The 16177-nt window shown below is 68.5% G+C and carries 14 protein-coding genes; 9 read left to right on the top strand and 5 right to left on the bottom strand.

The annotated features are described in order from the left end of the window. The coding region (locus ABS88_RS07635; protein ID WP_286749548.1) for a hypothetical protein at nucleotides 1-215 on the top strand (215 nt) is incomplete at its 5' end. 4 nt (nucleotides 216-219) lie between these two features. Here ABS88_RS07635 and ABS88_RS07630 read toward each other — a convergent pair. Further along, nucleotides 220-702 (bottom strand): SRPBCC family protein, encoded by a 483-nt coding sequence (locus ABS88_RS07630; RefSeq protein ID WP_286749546.1) that lies wholly within the window; start codon nucleotides 700-702, stop codon nucleotides 220-222. Between the two features lie 48 nt (nucleotides 703-750). Between ABS88_RS07630 and ABS88_RS07625 the strand changes: the two genes are divergently transcribed. Then, nucleotides 751-1077, top strand: a complete 327-nt coding sequence (locus ABS88_RS07625) for an ArsR/SmtB family transcription factor (RefSeq protein WP_067185776.1) — start codon at nucleotides 751-753, stop codon at nucleotides 1075-1077. 397 nt (nucleotides 1078-1474) lie between these two features. On the opposite strand, the gene ABS88_RS07620 is transcribed toward ABS88_RS07625, so the two are convergent. The 3 genes from ABS88_RS07620 to ABS88_RS07610 form a co-directional block, all read right to left on the bottom strand. Further along, nucleotides 1475-3322 carry a M2 family metallopeptidase gene (locus ABS88_RS07620; protein ID WP_076076663.1) on the bottom strand — a complete coding sequence of 616 codons (1848 nt, stop codon included), beginning with the start codon at nucleotides 3320-3322 and terminating at the stop codon, nucleotides 1475-1477. 75 nt (nucleotides 3323-3397) lie between these two features. Beyond that, a complete protein-coding gene (locus tag ABS88_RS07615) occupies nucleotides 3398-4150 on the bottom strand; it encodes an alpha/beta fold hydrolase (RefSeq protein WP_076076664.1) in 753 nt (250 codons plus the stop codon). 236 nt (nucleotides 4151-4386) lie between these two features. After that, nucleotides 4387-5034, bottom strand: a complete 648-nt coding sequence (locus tag ABS88_RS07610) for a 2-hydroxychromene-2-carboxylate isomerase (RefSeq protein ID WP_067109576.1) — start codon at nucleotides 5032-5034, stop codon at nucleotides 4387-4389. A 131-nt stretch (nucleotides 5035-5165) separates the two neighbouring features. Here ABS88_RS07610 and ABS88_RS07605 point away from each other — a divergent pair, with 131 nt between their 5' ends. Genes ABS88_RS07605 through ABS88_RS07595 form a run of 3 tightly spaced genes read left to right on the top strand, consistent with a single transcriptional unit; the run spans nucleotide 5166 to nucleotide 8365 of the window. After that, nucleotides 5166-5630, top strand: a complete 465-nt coding sequence (locus ABS88_RS07605; RefSeq protein ID WP_076076666.1) for a MarR family winged helix-turn-helix transcriptional regulator — start codon at nucleotides 5166-5168, stop codon at nucleotides 5628-5630. Then, a complete protein-coding gene (locus tag ABS88_RS07600; protein ID WP_083675146.1) occupies nucleotides 5630-6766 on the top strand; it encodes an HlyD family secretion protein in 1137 nt (378 codons plus the stop codon). Before ABS88_RS07605 ends, ABS88_RS07600 begins: the two co-directional genes overlap by 1 nt. Before the next feature lie 9 nt (nucleotides 6767-6775). After that, on the top strand, nucleotides 6776-8365 hold the full coding sequence (locus tag ABS88_RS07595) for a DHA2 family efflux MFS transporter permease subunit (protein WP_067109582.1): 1590 nt from the start codon (nucleotides 6776-6778) through the stop codon (nucleotides 8363-8365). Between the two features lie 25 nt (nucleotides 8366-8390). On the opposite strand, the gene ABS88_RS07590 is transcribed toward ABS88_RS07595, so the two are convergent. Next, on the bottom strand, nucleotides 8391-9038 hold the full coding sequence (locus tag ABS88_RS07590) for a glutathione S-transferase family protein (RefSeq protein ID WP_076076667.1): 648 nt from the start codon (nucleotides 9036-9038) through the stop codon (nucleotides 8391-8393). Nucleotides 9039-9264: 226 nt separating this feature from the next. Between ABS88_RS07590 and ABS88_RS07585 the strand changes: the two genes are divergently transcribed. The 4 genes from ABS88_RS07585 (at nucleotide 9265) to ABS88_RS07570 (ending at nucleotide 16174) form a co-directional block, all read left to right on the top strand. Beyond that, complete coding sequence (locus ABS88_RS07585; protein ID WP_286749536.1) at nucleotides 9265-10890, top strand: CHASE domain-containing protein; 1626 nt, start codon at nucleotides 9265-9267, stop codon at nucleotides 10888-10890. Then, entirely contained in the window at nucleotides 10883-14503 is a 3621-nt protein-coding gene (locus ABS88_RS07580) for a hydantoinase B/oxoprolinase family protein (RefSeq protein WP_076076672.1), read from the top strand. The genes ABS88_RS07585 and ABS88_RS07580 overlap by 8 nt, the downstream gene beginning before the upstream one ends. Before the next feature lie 61 nt (nucleotides 14504-14564). Further along, nucleotides 14565-15239 carry a DUF969 domain-containing protein gene (locus tag ABS88_RS07575; protein WP_076076675.1) on the top strand — a complete coding sequence of 225 codons (675 nt, stop codon included), beginning with the start codon at nucleotides 14565-14567 and terminating at the stop codon, nucleotides 15237-15239. Then, a complete protein-coding gene (locus ABS88_RS07570; protein WP_076076677.1) occupies nucleotides 15236-16174 on the top strand; it encodes a DUF979 domain-containing protein in 939 nt (312 codons plus the stop codon). Before ABS88_RS07575 ends, ABS88_RS07570 begins: the two co-directional genes overlap by 4 nt. Nucleotides 16175-16177: the final 3 nt, after the last annotated feature.

The following is a 16177-nucleotide window of genomic DNA, read 5'->3' as shown; positions in this document are numbered from 1 at the left end:
ATCGAGCATTAAATCTGAACCGTTTGCCCCCCGCTTTCGCGGGGGCAGGCTCTGAGCTTGTCGAAGCCTGTCCTGAGCGCCTGCAAGGCAGTCGAAGGGGGCCGTTCTTTCTTTTGGCGCCGCAAGAGGAAGGACGGTGCTTCGACAAGCTCAGCACGAACGGCAGAAAGGGTGATGCAGATTTAACGCCCGATACTCTAAAACCGGCACTCTAAGACCTCACGCATACATGCCGTCGCGCAGGTTGATGCCGTGCTCGACCCACGCCTTGAGCGCGCAGAGCATCTGCGACCAGCCCTGGCAATTGCCGTAGGAGGCGTCGAGCGCGCCCTGGTTTTCGCGCCAGCCCTCTTCGGCGATCTCGACGAGCGTGCGTCCGTCGTCGAGGCCCTTGAACGCCATGGTGACGCGCGTGCGATAGTCGCTGCCCGTCATTCCCCCGCCGTCGACGTTCGGCGCCTCGCCCTCGTTCGCCTGCCATTCGAGCACGATCCGCTCGTCGGGCACGACCTCGATCACATGGACGGGAAAGGCGCCGGGGAAATCGTGGAAATCCCATGTCACCGTCGCGCCGGTCTCCAGCCGCCCCTCGGCGCCGCCGGTGGTGAAATAATGGGACAGCTGCCGCGGGTCGGCGACCGCCTCGAACACCGTGTGCACCGGCTTCGCGATCCGCGCCGCGACCCTGAACTTCAGTTCCATGACCAGTCTCCGCTTGAGTCGCATTCGATTATGTTATAAATTTACAACATGTCAATCCACGACGATTTCGACCGGATCTTCAAGGCGCTCGCGCATGCGGTACGGCGGCAGATGCTCGACGACCTGAAGGATCAGCCGCTGACGACGGGCACGCTGTGCGGCCATTTCCCCGACCTCGACCGCTGCACGGTGATGCAGCATCTGAAAGTGCTGGAGGAGGCGGGGCTGGTGATCGCCGAGCGGCGCGGCCGCGAACGCTGGAACCACCTCGACGCGATGCCGATCCAGGACATCCACGACCGCTGGATCGGCCCGCACGCCGCCGCCGCAACGGCGCGGCTCGCGCGCTTCAAGCAGGCGGTCGAGGCGGAATGATGGGGGATGACTGGAATCGACCGATAAGCGACGCCAGCAGGATCGTCACCCTGGACTTGATCCGGGGTCCATTCGCGCTGCGCTGAGAGAATGGATTCCGGATCAAGTCCGGAATGACGAAGATAGGAGATGTCTGGTTGCGACCAATAAGCGGACGTTTCTTCTCCCCTCCCGCAGGCGGGAGGGGTCGGGGGTGGGCAGCGACGGCGCAATGGCCCACCCCGCTGCGACTAACGAACAAGTTCGTAAGTCTCGTTGCCCCTCCCGCAGGCGGGAGGGGAAACCAGGGCATGTCTCAAACGACCGCTTCCCACCCCAAAGCCGACATTTGCGCCCCCGCATGAAAGGGGCCGGGGAATCGCCTCCCCGGCTCTTGTCAGATCGCCGCGAATCTGGCTCACCACCCCTGCGGCTTGCCCTTGTTCTGTTCGTCGAGCCACGCCTTGAGCGGCGCGAAATAATCGACGAGCGCCTTGCCCGACATCTCACGGCTGCCGGTGAAGGCTTCGAGCGCGTCGGGCCATGGCTTCGACGCCCCCATTTCGAGCATTTCGTTGAGCTTCGCGCCGACCGCCTTGTCGTTGTAGAAGGAACAGCGGTGCAAGGGGCCGGTCCACCCCGCCTGCTTGCACGCCGCCTGATAGAATTGGAACTGCAGGATGCGCGCGAGGAAATAGCGGGTGTAGGGCGTGTTGCCGGGGATATGATATTTGGCGCCGGGGTCGAAGGCGTTCGCGGGCCGGTCGCCCGGCGGGACGATGCCCTGATATTGCAGGCGAAGCTGCGTCCACGCCTTGTTGTAGTCGGCGGGCCTGATCGTGCCGTCGAACACCCCCCAGCGCCAGCGGTCGACGAGCAGGCCGAACGGCAGAAAGGCGATCTTGTCCATCGCCTGACGCAGCAGCAGGCCGATGTCCTTGTCGGCGCTCGGCACCTTCGCCTTGTCGAGCAGGCCGATATCGACCAGATATTGCGGCGTGATCGACAGCGCGACGAAATCACCGATCGCCTCGTGGAAGCCGTCGTTGGCGCCGTTCAGATAGAGGAACGGCTGCCGGTTGTAGGCGCGCTGGTAATAATTGTGGCCGAGTTCGTGGTGGATGGTGACGAAATCGTCGGCATTCACCTTGATGCACATCTTGATGCGAATGTCGTCCTTGTTGTCGACGTCCCAAGCCGAGGCATGGCACACGACCTCGCGGTCGGCGGGCTTGGTGAACAGGCTGCGTTTCCAGAAGCTTTCGGGCAGCTTCTCGAACCCGAGCGAGGAATAGAAATTCTCGCCCGCGCGGACCATATCGAGCGGCGCCTTGCCCTGCGCCTTCAGCAGGTCGCCGATGTCGTAGCCGAGGTCGCCCGAACCCGGCGGCGCGACGAGCGGGTAGATGTTGCCCCATTCCTGCGCCCACATGTTGCCGAGCAGGTCGGCGCGGATCGGCCCGGTCTTCGGCTGCACCGCATCGCCGTATTTCTCGTTGAGCTTCCAGCGGACATAGGTGTGCAGCGCCAGATAGAGCGGCTTCACCTCCTGCCACAGCCGTTCGGTCGTCTTCGCGAAATCCTCGGGCGACATGTCGTAGCCCGACCGCCACATCGCGCCGGTGTCGGCGAAGCCCAGTTCCTTCGCGCCCTCGTTGGCGATGGTGACGAGGCGCGCATAATCGTCCTTCATCGGCGCGCCGACATTGTCGTGCCAGCTTGTCCACATCTCGGCATATTCGGCGGGCGTGTGCTGGAGATTGCCCATCTCCGCCTCGATGTCGGAGCCGGAGATTTCCTTGCCGCCCAGCGTGCCGCGCCCCTTGCCATATTGCGACTGGAGGTCGGTCGCGATGGTGTTGAGTTCGGTCGCCGCGCCCGGCCGGGTCGGCGCCGGCAGGACGAGGCCGGTGCGCAATATGTCGAGCTTGCGCTTCGTGTCGGCGCTCAGCCCGGCGACATCGCGATATTTCGCGGCTTCGAGCGCGTATTTCACCGCCTTTTCGGTGCCCACCGCATTGATGCGCGCCGCCATCGCGTCGGTGTCGTCGGTGATATAGGTCGCATTGACCCAGTTCACCTGACTCGCCTCGACCGTATAGTCGAACAGATCCTTTTCCGCGGCGGCGACGAAGGCATCGGCGTCTGCCGCAGTGGGGGCGGCAGTCGGCGCGGCGGGGGCGTCCTTCTGCTTCGGTGCGGCCAGCGCGGGGCCCGCGACCGCAAGCGAAAGGGCGAGCGACAGCGTTGAAATCATGACTTTCATGGGATGCGTCCTCTGGATGGTCTGACGGCGCTCCAGCGCCGGATGCCCCCAGACTGAACCGCGTCCGCGGCAGGGTCAAGCCGTCAGGAAGGCCGCGATCGCCTGCCCCAGTTCGGGCTCGGTGACGCTCGACATGTGGGTGCCGGGGATCGTCGCGAGCACCGCGTCGGGCAGCGCCGCGACGAGGTCCTCGGCCGACCCGTTGTCCCGGTCGCGGTCGCCGCACACGACGAGCGTCGGCATCGTCAGCGCCGCCAGCGCATCGGGCGGCGTATCGGTGAAGCTGTCGAGCAGGTGGCCGGCGGCGATGCGGTCGATCTTCATCGTCTTCATGAACTGGATCGACAGCCAGCTGTCGTCGCCGCGCTTCGCGCTGTCATATTCGGCAATCACGCGCTTGAAGAACTGCCCGCGCCGCTGCCACCCGGCCAGTCCCGCCAGCCCCATGCCGCCGAGGATCAGTCGCCCCGGCGTCATCCCCGCAACCACCGCGCGCACGCTGGTCCGCGCGCCGAGCGAGAAACCGCCGAGGTCGAACGCCGACAGGCCGAGGTGCGCGATCAGATCGGCAAGGTCGCTCACCAGCACGTCGGGCGGATAGAGCGCCGCATCGTGCGGCGCCGCGCTCGATCCGTGGACGCGCAGGTCGGGCATGACGACGCGATAGCCCTCGGCGGCGATGCGCGCCGCGGTGCCGAACTTGATCCAGTTGACCTCGGCGCTCGAGAACAGGCCGTGGAGCAGGACGACCGGCCGCCCCTCCCCCATCTCGCGCCACGCCAACCGCACGCCGTCGCGCGCGTCGAAATATTGCGGTTCGATGCTCATCCTTCGGCCTTAGGACAGGATGCCATCGGTTTGAACCGTCATCGCTTCGGCATGTTCGCTTTCCACAAGGAACCGTTCCCCGGCGAAAGCCGGGGTCCACGCGGGACCGCACTATGCCATATGCCATCTGGACCCGGCTTTCGCCGGGGCACAAGCTCTCGCTCTATGCCGACTTGTTCGCGTATGACGAAAAGGGGGGAGCGCGCCGAACCCTCCCGCGCAGATTTTCGCTGTGCTCAGCGCGGCCGCAGACCCTTCTGCTCCATGCGCCATTTCGCCAGCTCGATGCGGTCCTGCCCGAAGAAGGGCTCGCCATCGAAGACGAGCGTCGGCACCCCCCAATGGCCCGCGAGTTCGAGCGCCGCCTGGTTCGCGGCGATTTCCGCGTCGAGCGCCTCCGCATCGGTTTCGGCCTCGGCGTCGAGTTCGGCGAGGTCCAGCCCCGCGCGGCGTGCCGCGCCCGCCAGATGATCGCCGAGGTGCCAGTCCTGCGCGCCGCCCCAGATGAGCTGTGCGACCTCGTCGCAGAAGGCGAGGCTCTTGCCGCGCCGCGACGCCGCCTGTCCGAGGCGGGTCAGGCGGAAGATATAGGGCTGCTCCGCCGCGATCTCGCGCGTGTGGACGTTCTGGACGATCGGGTCGGGACGCGGCGGGCCGAAGGGGATGCCGTGGAACTGCGCGACGCGCATCATGTCGCGCATCGTGTAGCCGAGCCAGTTGGGGTGGTTGCGCTCGAAGAAATCGGGCTGGCGGATCGCGAGCGGATAGACGGGACGCAGGTCGATCGTCACGTCGTGGCTCGCCGCGAGCGCGCGATAGCGGCCGATGGCGAGATAGCTGTAGGGCGAGCGGAAGGACCAGAAGAGGTCGGCGGTCAGACTCATGGCACGCATAGTGCCAAAATATCCGCGCGGCGCAAGCGATTGTCGAAAAGCGGCAGTGGCGTTCGCGGCAATTTCGCATGTGCAGCATATTGTCATTGGATATAGTGGCAATTGCTATTATATCGTCTGCCATGAGAGAGACGGTCGGCTTTCTGCTCAACGATACCGCGCGGCTGTTCCGCCGCGCCTTCAACGCGCGCACCCGCGACAGCGGGATCACCGCGCTGCAATGGCGGCTGCTCAGCTATCTCAAGCGCTACGAGGGCATCCGCCAGGGTCCGCTCGCCGACCTGATCGAGGTCGAACCGATCACCCTGTCGCGGATGGTCGACCGGCTGGCCGAGGCCGGGCTGGTCGAGCGCCGCGCCGACCCCGGCGACCGCCGCGCCTGGCTTCTCTATCTGACCCCGCGCGCCCGCGAACAGATGGGCGCGATGCGGCGGCTGACCGACGCGCTGACCGAAGAGGCGATCGGGGGACTCTCCCCCGCCGAGCGCGCCGAACTGATCCGGCTCGTCCGCCACGTGCGTTGCAACCTGTCGCGCCGCGACGCGATCGACACGACCGAAAGAGAAGAAACGAAAGAGGCCCTCTGATGGACCAGCTCGCTCCCCCTCGCCGCAAGCCCGACCGCCCCGAGCCGCGCTCTGAAGAGGTCGCGTCGCCGAAGGCCGCCTCGAAGGCCGCGCCGAAGGCCGATCCCGTGCCGCCGCCCACGACCGCGGCAGAGGCGAAGCCCGGCTGGCGCACGCGCGCGCTGATGTTCGGCGTGCCGCTGGCGCTCGCGGCGGCGGGCGGCTGGTACTGGCTGGCGAGCGGCGGGTCGGTGTCGACCGACAATGCCTATATCCAGATGGACAAGGTGTCGGTCGCCGCGGAGGTCGGCGGCCTGATCACCGAGGTCGCGATCCGCGAGGGTCAGGAGGTCGCGAAGGGACAGCTGCTCTTCCGCATCGATGGCCACCCCTATGCGCTGACGGTCGCGCAGGCGAACGCCGCGATCGATTCGGCGACGGTCGATGTCGGCAATCTGTCGGCCAGCCTCGCCGCGACGGCGGTCGACATCCAGGCGGCGCGCGAGGACATCGCCTTCGCCGAATCGAATTTCCAGCGCCAGGCCGCGCTGATGGACAAGGGATTCACCACCCGCGCCGCCTATGACGCGTCGAAGCACGCGGTCGAGCAGGCGCGCGCCCGGCTCGCGCAGGCGCAAGCGTCCGCCGCCGAGGCGCGCGCCAAGCTGGCGACGGGCACGGGCGGCACCAATCCGCAGGTCGCGGCGGCGCGCGTCCGGCGCGCGCAGGCGCAGGTCGATCTCGGCCGCACCGAGGTGCGCGCGCCGAGCGCGGGACGGGTCGCCGAATCGCACCGGCTGCAGCTCGGCCAGATGATGGTCGCGGGGCTTCCCGCGGTGACGCTGGTCGATACCGCGCATCCGTGGGTCGAGGCCAATTTCAAGGAAACCGATCTCGCGCACATGTGCGTGGGCCAGCCCGCCGAGATGCGCTTCGACGCCTATCCGGGGCTGAAGGTGCGCGGGCACGTCCAGACGATCGGCGCCGGCACGGGCAGCGAATTCTCCGTGCTGCCCGCGCAGAACGCGACCGGCAACTGGGTGAAGGTGACGCAGCGGGTGCCGGTGCGCATCGCCTTCGACGAGGCGCCGAAGCGGGCGATGATCGCGGGGCTTTCGACCGAGGTCACGGTGATCACCTCGGGCGGCTGCACCTAAGGGCAGCCGGTGGCGAGCCGCGTCTTTTCCCGGCGCCCGGCGCCCGCGGCGACGGTCGTCAGCGACGACCGGCCGCTCTACGAGCAGGTGCGCTATCATGGCCTGCTGACCGTCGCGGTGATGGGCGCGTCGGTGATGCAGATCCTCGACACGACGATCGCCAACGTCGCCATTCCGCACATGCAGTCGAGCCTCGGCGCGACGAGCGAGACGGTGAACTGGGTGCTCACCAGCTATATCATCGCCTCGGCGGTCGCGATGCCGATCACCGGCTGGCTCGCCGACCGCATCGGGCGGCGCCCGCTGTTCCTGATCGCGGTGCTCGGCTTCATCATCGCCTCGATGGCCTGCGGCGCGGCGCAGAATCTGGAGGAGATGGTTATCTTCCGTTTCCTGCAGGGGATCAGCGCCGCCTTCATCGGGCCGCTGTCGCAGTCGGTGATGCTCGACATCAACCCGCCCGAACGCCACGCGCGCGCCATGTCGATCTGGGGCATGGGGATCATGGTCGGGCCGATTCTGGGACCGATCCTGGGCGGCTGGCTGACCGAATCGGTCAACTGGCGCTGGGTTTTCTACGTCAACCTGCCGGTCGGGCTGGCGACGCTGGCGCTGCTCTGGGCGCTGCTCCCCGCGACCGGGCGCAAGGACCGCAAATTCGACCTGTTCGGCTTTTCGATGCTCGCGCTTGGGCTCGCGTCGCTCCAGCTCATGCTCGACCGCGGGGCGCAGAAGGACTGGTTCGACAGCCTCGAGATATGGATCGAGACCGGCGTCGCCCTCGCCTGCCTGTGGATGTTCCTGATCCACCTGCTGACCGCGCGCGACACTTTGTTCGACCGCCGGATGCTCGCCGATCGCAATCTGCTCACCGCGCTGGGGTTCATGATCGTGATCGGCATCGTCATGTTCTCGTCGATGGCGCTGCTGCCGCCGATGCTCCAGCGCCTGTTCGACTGGCCGGTGATCGACACCGGCTGGGTGCTCGCGGTGCGCGGCGTCGGCATCCTGATCAGCATGTGGATCGCGGGCCGGCTGATGGGGCGGATCGACGCGCGCTGGCTGGTCGGCAGCGGCCTGGTCATCGCCGCCTATTCGCTGTGGCAGATGAGCCAGTGGTCGCTGATGATGGGCGTCGGACCGGTGGTGGTCAGCGGGCTCGTCCAGGGACTCGGCATGGGGCTGGTCTTCATCCCGCTCAACACCATGGCCTTCGCGACGCTGGGTCCGGCGTGGCGCACCGACGGCGCCAGCCTACTCAACCTGTTCCGCAGCGTCGGCGCGTCGGTCGGCATCTCTGTGGTGACGACGCTGCTGGCCACCAACACGCAGACGAGCCACGAAGACCTGGTCGCGCACATCACGAACAGTTCGGTCGCGCTGATCGACCCGTCGACGTCCGACCGGCTCGGTGCACTCGGGGGCAGCGTGATGGCGATGGTCAATGCCGAGATCAACCGGCAGGCCGCGATGGTCGCCTATATCGACGATTTCTGGGCGATGATGTGGGTGACGTTGCTGTCGGTCCCGCTCGTCATCCTGCTGCGCCCGCCCGCCCCCGGCGGACCGGCGGCGTCGGCGAGCGACATGGGGCATTGATGCGCCGGGCGGACCGCACGCCGCCCTATCCGGCGAGCGCCGCCATCATCCGCTCGTCCCTGGCGATCCACGGGGCAAGGCTGGGACGCGACAGGATCGCCGCGCTCCACGCCGCGATCTTCGGATAGCGCGCCGGATCGGCCCCGGCGCTGCAATGGCGGACGTTCACCAGCGGCGAGACGGCGGCAAGGTCGGCGAGCGTCAGCCGGTCGCCGACCAGAAAGCCGCTCGCGGGGATCGCCTCCTCCAGATAGGCGAGCAGCTTCGGCAGGTCTTCGGCCTCCGCCTGCGCCGCCGCGGCCAGGTCGCCCTCGCGTTTCAGGACGTGCGGCGCGACGACGCGGTTGAAGAATAATTTGCCGCTGCACGCCGCGAGCAGCGTATCGCCGAACTCCTCCCACCAGATCGTCCGACCGCGCAATTGCGGATCGGCGGGAATCAGTTCGGGCTCGGGATGCTTCGCTTCCAGATAGTGTATGATCGCGCTCGAATCGGCGAGCCGATAGCCGTCGTCGTCGATCGCCGGCATCTTGCCGAGCGGCGAGGCGGCGCGGAACCCCGGATCGGGGTCGCCTATGCCGACCCCCTTCAGCTCGAAACCGATCCCCTTCTCGCCCAGATAGCCGAGCAATTTCCGCACGAAAGGCGATAACACCGAACCATAGACGATCATCGAACCTTCCCCCTTCGCCGCTGCCCACCCAGCATAGGGAAGAGACCGCGGACCGCAACCCGCAACGGCGGACGAAAGCGACGGCGCGACGTGCGCGGCGACCCCGACAAACGCGCTTGCTATCAGCGCCTTGGCGTGGAACACTCGCTCGTTCGGGGCGCTGCCGGGCGCAGCCATATAACGGGAAAACCAAGCAATGCGCCCTTCCGCCTGGGCAGATCGGCTGATGGCCCTTTCGGTCCGCGCGATGGGCCTCGTCATCCTGCTCGGCGCGCTTGGCGCGGCGGCGGCCAGCTTCTTCTACAACCAGACGCAGGAGGCCGATCAGGCCGGGCGCGTCGCGATGCAGATCGACGACCGTCTGCGCGATCATATCTCGGCGCTCGAAGGCGTGCGGGCGTTGTACGAATCGGACATGGCCGCCAACGGCCCCGCCATTCGCGCCTATCTGACGGCGCTCCAGCCGCAGGTGCGCTCGCCCGGCATGCAGGGCATCGGCATCGCCATCGCGATGCAGCAGGCGACCCCCGCCGCCGCCGAGGCGCGGCTGCGCCAGAACTACGGCCGGGACATTCGCGTCTGGCCCACGACCGACCAGCCGATCGGCTTCCCGATCATCCTCCTCGAACCCGACGACACGCGCAACCATCCGGCGCTGGGTTTCGACATGTACAGCGAGCCGGTCCGGCGCGAGGCGATGCGCCGCGCCTGGCAGACCGGCCGGCCGGCTGCGAGCGGCATCGTCGAGCTGCTTCAGGAAACCCGCGACCGGCGCAAACAGCCGGGTTTCCTCATCTATATTCCCGTCTATGCCGCGACGCCCTCGACCGACGCGATCGCTGCGCTTCCCCCCGTCGACGCCGGCGGCGGCAGCGCCGTCGCGACCGCCGGCGGCGGCGTCCGTCCGATCGAGGCTTTCGTCTATGCGCCGTTCCGCGTCGGCGACCTGATGCGCGCGGTGCTCGGTTCGCAGCTCGAAAGCATCGACGGGATCGAGGTCTTTGCGGGCGACGGCCCGTCGGCGCCGCGTGTCTTCACGCACGGCGTCATGCGCTGGGATGCGCATGAAGAGCATATCCGCGTCGCCCACCGGCTATGGACGGTGCGCATCTCCTATGGCCGGTTCATCGACCGGATCGGCCGGCCGCTCGGCATCCTGCTCTTCGGGCTCGCCATCGCGGTCCTCGCGACCCAGCTCCACCGGCTGCAACAGCGCCGCCTCGGCGCCTTCCAGGCGCTTGCCGAGGAAAAGGCGCGCCACGCGGAGGACCGCGAACTGATCATGGGCGAAATGGCGCACCGGATGAAGAACGCCTTCGCCCGGATCGGCGCGCTCGCCCGGATCACGGCACGCGAGGCGGGCGATCTCGCTACCTTCGAGGCCAAGTTCGACGGGCGGCTGCGCGCGCTGTCCGACGCCAAGCAGATGCTCGTCACCGGCGCGGTCGACAGCGTCGAGCTCGGCGCGATCGTCCGCCGCGAACTGACGCTCGCCGGCTGGGACGAGGAACGGCTCGCGTCGCTTTCCGGTCCGGAGGTCCGCCTCGCCGACGAGGGCGCACAGGCGGTCGCGCTCGCGATCCACGAATTCGTCACCAACAGCATCAAATATGGCGCGCTGGCCGGCAAGGGGACGCTCGCGGTGCACTGGCGCCGCGACGGCACCGATATCGAACTGTCGTGGATCGAGAGCGACCTGCCCGAAACCCCGCATTTCGAGACCGAAAGCTTCGGCACCCATTTCATCCGCTCGCTGATCGAACGGCAGCTGAAGGGCCGGTGGCATCGCCACGCCACCGACAAGCAGCTTGCCATCCTGATCCGCTGGCCCGATCAGGCGGTCCATGGCTGACCCCTGCTGGCACATCTGGATCGATCGCGGCGGAACCTTCACCGACGTCGTGGCGCGCGCCCCCGACGGCCGCGCCCTCAGCACCAAATATCTGAGCGAGGACCCGGCGCGCCCCGGCGATGCGGCGGTGAACGCGATCCGCGACCTCACCGGCGCGGGCGACGGCCCGCTGCCGCCGCTATCGATCCGCATGGGATCGACCGTCGCGACCAATGCGCTGCTCGAACGCAAGGGCGAACCGACCCTGCTCGCGATCACGCGCGGCTTCGGCGACGCGCTGACCATCGGCTATCAGGACCGGCCCGATCTGTTCGCGCGCGCGCTGAACCGCACGCCGCCGCCGCACGCGGCGGTCGCCGAGATCGCCGAGCGCATCGGCCCCGACGGAGAGGTCATCGCGCCGCTCGACGAAGCCGCCGCGCGCCGGGCGCTGCAGGCGGCGCGCGACGCCGGGATCGCCAGCATCGCGATCGTCCTGATGCACGGCTATCGCCACCCGGCACACGAACGGCGGCTGGCGGCGATCGCCGCTGAACTGGGCTTTTCCCAGATTTCGACCAGCCACGACGTCAGCGCGCTAATCAAGCTGGTCGGGCGCGGCGACACGACGCTCGCCGATGCCTATCTCTCGCCCGTCCTCCATCATTATGTGCGCCAGTTCTGCGCCGCGCTGGGCGAAGAGGCCCGGCCGCAGTTCATGAAAAGCTCGGGCGGGCTGGCCGCGGCGGCCGCCTTCCACGGCCGCGACGCGATCCTGTCCGGCCCCGCCGGCGGGATCGTCGGCATGGTCGGCAGCGCCGCGCCGCTGGGGTTCGAACGGCTGATCGGCTTCGACATGGGCGGCACCTCGACCGACGTCAGCCATTATGCCGGCCGGCTCGAGCGCGATAACGAGACGATCGTAGCCGGGACGCGCATCCGCGCGCCGATGCTGCGCATCCACACCGTCGCCGCGGGGGGCGGTTCGATCTGCCGCTGGGACGGCGCGCGCCTGCTCGTCGGCCCCGAAAGCGCGGGCGCCAACCCCGGCCCCGCCGCCTATGGCCGCGGCGGTCCGCTGACCGTCACCGACTGCAACGTGCTGCTCGGCAAGATTCAGCCCGATCATTTCCCGAAGCTGTTCGGCGAAGGCGGCGACCAGCCGCTCGACCGCGCCGCCGTCGCGGACAAGTTCGCGATCCTCGCGGCGCAGGTCGGCAACATCGCCCCCGAAGCGCTGGCCGAGGGACTGCTCGCCATCGCGGTGCAGCAGATGGCGAACGCGATCAAGCGTATCACCATCGCGCGCGGTCACGACCTGACGCAGGGTTACAGCCTCGTCGGCTTCGGCGGCGCCGCGGGACAGCATGTCTGCCTCGTCGCCGACGCGCTCGGCGTCGACCGGATCCTGCTCCACCCGCTCGCGGGCGTGCTCTCGGCCTATGGCATGGGCCTTGCCCGCCCCTCGGCGATTCGCGAGCGGACGCTGGGACTGCCGCTCGCCGCCGACTGCGCCGACAGCCTCGCCGCCGCCGAAGCCGAGCTTGCCGGACAGGCGCGCGCCGACCTCGCTCCCGACGCGCAGGTCGCGCGCGAGACCCTGCTCTTCGTCCGCCTCGCCGACAGCGACAATGCGATCGAACTGCCGCTTGCCGATCCCGCCGCGGTGCGCGCCGCCTTCGCCGCCGCCTTCCGCCAGCGGTTCGGCTATGCCCCGCACGACGATCTGGTCGTCGACCGCATCCGCGTCGAGCTGACCGAGGCGGACGACGCCCCCTCCGCTCTGCCGCCGCCCGCGCCCACGGCCGAAGCCGAACCCGAAATCGTCACCGCCTGGCTCGCGGGCGCCGCACACCGCGTGCCGCTCCACCAGCGCGCCGCGCTCGCCCCCGGCCGCACCGTCGCCGGGCCCGCGATCATCGTCGACGCGCTCGCGACCACGGTGGTCGAGCCGGGATGGACGGCCACGGTCGCGCCCGAAGGCACGCTGCTGCTCTCAAGAACGGGCGCGGCCCTGCGCCAGGCCGATGGTTCCGCCCCCGAAGGGGAGGAAGAGCAACCCGACCCCATCCGTCTCGAAATCTTCAACAGCCTGTTCATGGCAATCGCGGAGGAAATGGGCGGCGCGCTTCAGCACAGCGCCTCGTCGATCAACATCCGCGAGCGGCTCGACTTCTCCTGCGCGCTGTTCGATGGCGAAGGGCGGCTCGTCGCCAATGCGCCGCACATGCCGGTCCACCTCGGTTCGATGGGGGAGAGCGTCCGCACGATCCTGCGCCGGCGCGGACCCGATGCCGACGGCCGGCCGCGCGACGGACGCGGGCTGCGCCCCGGCGACGCCTATGCGCTCAACGCCCCTTATGATGGCGGCACCCACCTGCCCGACATCACCGTCATCATGCCGGTGTTCGTGGAGGGGCGAACCGACGCCCCCGCCTTCTTCGTCGCCGCGCGCGGCCACCATGCCGATCTCGGCGGCATCGCCCCCGGCTCGATGCCGCCGAACAGCCGCAGCATCGACGAGGAAGGCATATTGTTCGACAACCGGCTGATCGTCGACGACGGCCGTTTCCTCGACGCCGATGTCCATGCGCATCTGACCGCCGGCGCCTTTCCGGCGCGCAACCCGGCGCTCAACATCGCCGACCTCAAGGCGCAGGTCGCGGCGTGTCAGCGCGGCGCCAGCGCGCTCGCCGACCTGTCCGCCGCGCACCGGTCCGCCACCGTCGCCGCCTATATGGCGCACGGCCAGCGCCAGGCCGAAGCCGCGGTGCGCCAGCTCGTCGCCCGCCTCGACGACGGCGCCTTCCGCTATGCGATGGACAATGGCGCGGAGGTCGCCGTCGCGGTGCGGGTCGACCGCGCGGCGCGCCATGTCACGATCGACTTCACCGGCTCGTCGCCGACGCTGCCCGACAATTTCAACGCGCCGCTGCCGGTCGTCCGCGCCGCCGTCCTCTATGTGCTGCGCACGATGCTCGACGACCCGATCCCGATGAACGAGGGCTGCCTTGCGCCGGTGACGCTGGTCGTGCCGCCCGATTCGATGCTCAGCCCGCGCCATCCCGCCGCCGTCGTCGCGGGCAATGTCGAGACGAGCCAGGTGATCACCGATGCGCTCTTCGCCGCCTTCGGCGCGATGGCCTGCGCGCAGGGGACGATGAATAATTTCACCTTCGGCGACGCGCAGCGCCAATATTACGAGACGATCGCCGGCGGTTCGGGCGCGGGCCCGGGCTTCGACGGCACCGCGGTCATCCAGACGCACATGACCAACAGCCGCATGACCGACCCGGAGGTGATGGAGACGCGCTTTCCGGTGATCGTCGAGGAATTCTCGATCCGCCGCGGTTCGGGCGGCAAGGGGCGCTGGACCGGCGGCGACGGCGCGACGCGCCACATCCGCTTTCGCGCGCCGATGGTGGCGAACATTCTCGCCAACCGCCGCACCGTGCCGCCCAAGGGGCTCGCGGGCGGCGCGGACGGCGCGCCCGGCCGCAACTGGGTCGAGCGCGCCGACGGATCGGTCGAACGGCTCGCCGCGACGGGCAGCGCGAACCTGGAAGCCGGCGACGCCTTCGTGATCGAGACGCCGGGCGGCGGCGGCTATGGCGAAGCGGGGGAGGAGCGATGAGGGGGCGTGCCTATGTTCGCCCCGGCGAAAGCCGGGGTTCGACGTCCGACGGGCCTGAGCCATGCTCGTCCTGATCGGCATCCTCATCATCATCGCGGGCTTCCTGCTCCGCTTCAATCCGCTGCTGGTCATCATGGCCTCGGCGCTTGCGACCGGGCTTGCGGCGGGGCTCGACGTGACCGCGATCGTCGCCGCCTTCGGCAAGGCGTTCAACGACACGCGCTACGTCTCGATCGTGTGGATCGTGCTGCCGGTGATCGGCCTGCTCGAAGCCTATGGCCTGCAACAGCATGCGCGGACGCTGATCGGACGGATGAAGGGGGCGACGCTCGGACGCCTGCTCACCGGCTACCTGCTGCTGCGCCAGCTTCTGTCCGCGGTCGGCCTGACGTCGGTCGCGGGGCACGCGCAGACGGTGCGGCCGCTCGTCGCGCCGATGGCGGAAGCCGCCGCCGATACGCAGAACCCGGCGCTCAGCGACGCGCAGCACGAGGAGGTGAAGGGCTTTTCGGCGGCGACCGACAATATCGGCCTCTTCTTCGGCGAGGACATCTTCCTCGCCATCGGCTCGATCCTGCTGATGAAGGGCGTGCTCGAAGGCTATGGCTACGACATAGAGCCGCTGCACCTGTCGGTCTGGGCGATCCCGACCGCGATCGCGGCCTTCATCATCCACGCCTGGCGCCTGCGGCGGCTCGAACGGCGCATGGCGCAAAAGGCGGAGGGCGGCGCATGATCACCCTCGGCTTCGTCTACGTCCTTTCGGGGCTGGCCTTCGCGCTGTTCGCACTGCTCGGCCTGCTCGACGCCACGAATCCCAAGCGCTTCGGCAATGCCGCCTTCTGGGGCCTGCTCGCCGTGTCGATGCTCGCCGGCGACCGGCTCGGCGATTTCGGCAACGGGCTGCTCGTCCTCGCGCTCGTCGCCATCGCCGGGGCGGGCCAGATCGGCAAGGCCCCCGGCGGCGACATCCCGGCCGAGGAGCAGGCGGACAGCGCCGCGCGCCACGGCAATTTCCTGCTTCTCGTCGCGCTGATCATCCCGGCGGTCGCGCTGGCGGGGACCTTTCTGTTCAAATGGGTGCCCGGCATCGCCGATCCGAAGCAGGCGACGCTGATCTCGCTCGCGCTCGGCGTGCTGATCGCGCTCGCGGTCGGCATGGCGCGGCTGCGCCCGCCGCTGCTGCTCCCGGCGCAGCAGGGGCGCCGGCTGCTCGATTCGGTCGGCTGGGCGGCGGTGCTGCCGCAGATGCTCGCCAGCCTCGGCGCGGTGTTTGCGCTCGCCGGCGTCGGCGAGGTGGTGGGCGGCCTGATCGGCGGCGCGATTCCCGAAGGCAGCCTGTTCGGCGCCGTGCTCGCCTTCGGTCTCGGCATGGCGCTGTTCACCATCGTGATGGGCAATGCCTTCGCGGCCTTTCCGGTGATGATCGCCGCGATCGGCATGCCGCTGCTGATCCAGCAATATGGCGGCAATCCCGCCGTCGTTGCGGCGATCGGCATGCTCGCGGGTTTCTGCGGCACGCTGATGACCCCGATGGCCGCCAATTTCAACCTCGTGCCCGCGGCGCTGCTCGAACTGAAAAGCCCCTATGGCGTGATCCGGGCGCAGATCGGCACCGCCATCCCGCTACTCGCGGTGAACATCTTCTTCATCTGGCTCTTCGCCTTCTAATCC

Source organism: Sphingopyxis sp. SCN 67-31, assembly GCF_001725095.1.
This window is presented reverse-complemented; position numbering and strand designations above follow the sequence as displayed.